General features: G+C 51.4%; 1 protein-coding gene and 1 pseudogene. Both read left to right on the top strand.

All coding sequences use genetic code 11. From position 1 onward, the window contains the following. Positions 1-1248: pseudogene (locus tag ABGY95_RS04450) on the top strand (hypothetical protein); the annotation flags it as partial. Positions 1249-1251: 3 nt separating this feature from the next. Next, positions 1252-2490, top strand: a 1239-nt coding sequence (locus tag ABGY95_RS04445) for a BatD family protein (RefSeq protein WP_347440495.1), incomplete at its 3' end; no start/stop codon positions are given.

Genomic DNA, 2490 nt, shown 5'->3' with positions numbered 1-2490 from the left:
GTCGGCACCAGGCAGATGGCTTTGGGCCAAATCTATCAGCGCATCAGCAGCCAAGGTGGAACCCAACAGCTGGCAGAAGAAAGCGTGATTGATTATGACGAGATATTCCACTGGTTCATTGCCATAGCCCTCTTCCTGCTACTACTCATGGCGCTCATTCCGCACACTCTCCGGCGTCCACGTTCGCTCACGCCAGCAGTCATCACCTGCCTGACTCTGGTTTTGCTACTCTCCCCGCAAAGCTTTGCCTCTGAGAAAGCGCAAACCTACTACCTTCAGGGAAATGCTCAATACCGTGATACAGCGTACGACGATGCCGCTCTAAGTTTTGAGAATGCTTTGTTAGAAAGCCCCTCACCACAGCTCGTCAGAGATATCACTTACAACTTAGCCAATGCCTATTTCAAAGCATCTAAAACAGCAGAGACGAGCTACACCTCGCTGGCTCTAGTAGAGCAAAGCATCGCCAAATACCGCCTAGTTCTCTTGCTCAATCGCAACGATAAAGACGCGGCCATCAACAACGAACTGGCTCGGATGGAAAGGAAAAAGCTCAAGGAATCCATCGCAGAACAAGAAAAGCGCCAGGAGAAGATGCGGGAGGACCTAGAGGAAATCCGTGAGAAGCTCACCACACTCATCAGCCAACAAGCATCCAACCTGCCGAAACCTGAAGATTCCCCAAAGGCACCGCCACAGTGGGAAGCTCGCCAGCAAACAGTTTCCACGGGCACCAAGGCCGTGAGCTCCCTGATAGAAAATTATAACGAGAACTATTTCAAAGGGATGCCGCCAGAAGTCACCCCACTGAAAGACACCCGCGCACACGTCACCACCGCGATAGAAAAACAAAAGCTCAGTCTCATCCACTATATTAGTGAATGGAGCAAAGCACTCACACATGGCCGTGAGTCCCTGCTTGCTCTCCAGCAAGCCTTACTTGCCCTGCCGCAAGACCCTCAAGGATCTGGAGAACCCTCTGATGAAGGAGACGAGGGTGAAGATGGGGAACCAACCGAAAGCAGCGAAGAAGGTGAAGAAGGCGAGGGTGAGGAAGGTGACAGTGAAAGCGGGGCAGAAGGTGAGATGGACGCCTCAGATGCCACAAAAATGGATCTCGACTCTAACGACCTCCCACCACCCAGCAACTCACCTGAAGACATCATCCGAATGAGCCAAGAAATGCAGCAAGCCAGACAGGCTGCAGGCTCAAAGAAAAAAGGAACTCCCGTAGAAAAAGATTGGTAGACCATGACACTTCTCAAAATCACTCTCGTACTCTCGCTCATTTCTTCTGCCCTTGCAGAGGTCAAAATACACAGCTCTATCGCCGACAAATCATTCTATGTAGGTGAAGCCTTCACCTATGAAATCCTTGTGGATGGAGCTAAAAAGGTAACGCCAAATGAAGCACCAGAATCCAGCGAGCTACACATTAAGTTACTTGAAATGACTCAGGGCAGAGCTGGCTCACCGACCAGTGTCGCCGTGCGGTATAAGCTAGTCCCTCTCCAACCCGGTTACGTCTCGCTGCCAGTCTTCACGCTGGATGCGGATGGCGAAATGCTGATGACCGAGGAAGAACAATCGATCTCAGTAAAGAAAGCTGAGACACTACCAGGCTTGGTCATCACCAGAGAAATCCCCGACACTCCAGTCTACGTTGGGCAACCTTTCAGGGTGAAATACCAGTGGCAGTCACCTCTTCCACTCATTGGTTTCAGAGCGATCGACTTCACCCTCCCGCTCCTCCATTCTTCGGAATTCTCTATGCGATCACCCCACGCATGGATCGATGGAAATGACAAAGCCGCTATCGGCCTACCTGTTTCTAACAACAGACTCATCGCCCGACACAGTTTCAAAGAAAATGGCGAGTTATTCTTCAACTACGTCTCATTCACCAAGCTCCTTGTTGCTAAATCGGCTGGAGAAAAGACTCTCAGTCCGGCAACATTGCTCACCTCCTACGTCGATCCACCAGACCACAAGAAGCGAATCAAAGGCTGGAAAACAAACTACCCTAGCTACTTCAACAACAACTTCTTCGACACCCCAGAAGGTGAGGAATACAAGAAATACTTCGTCAGTTCACCCACCCAGAAGCTGCAGGTGCTCCCATTGCCAGAAGCTGGAAAGCCGCATGACTTTATGGGCCAAGTTGGCTTCCGTAAAATCCGGGTCAGCGCCAGCCCTGAAATCGTAGCAGTCGGTGACCCAATCACACTCACCATCGAAGTAGCCGAATGCGACTTCCCTGAAGTTCTCGAGCTCCCAGAACTTGCAAAGCAACTCGCCTTCAGTCGCCAGTTTTCTATCCCATCCAAGCAATCGCGCGGCAGGATTGAAGGAAACACAATCACATACATCCGCACCATCCGACCAAAGGCGCAGGATGTGTCAGCAATCCCAGCCATCCGCCTGCCCTACTTTGACCCCGTCAGCCAATCCTACGCGGTGGCCGAATCCCAGCCGATCGCTATCACCGTC

Source organism: Rubritalea sp., from assembly GCF_039830215.1.
Lineage (GTDB): Bacteria > Verrucomicrobiota > Verrucomicrobiia > Verrucomicrobiales > Akkermansiaceae > Rubritalea.
Note: the sequence above shows the minus strand (reverse complement) of the source record. Positions and strands in the feature narration are given on the sequence as shown.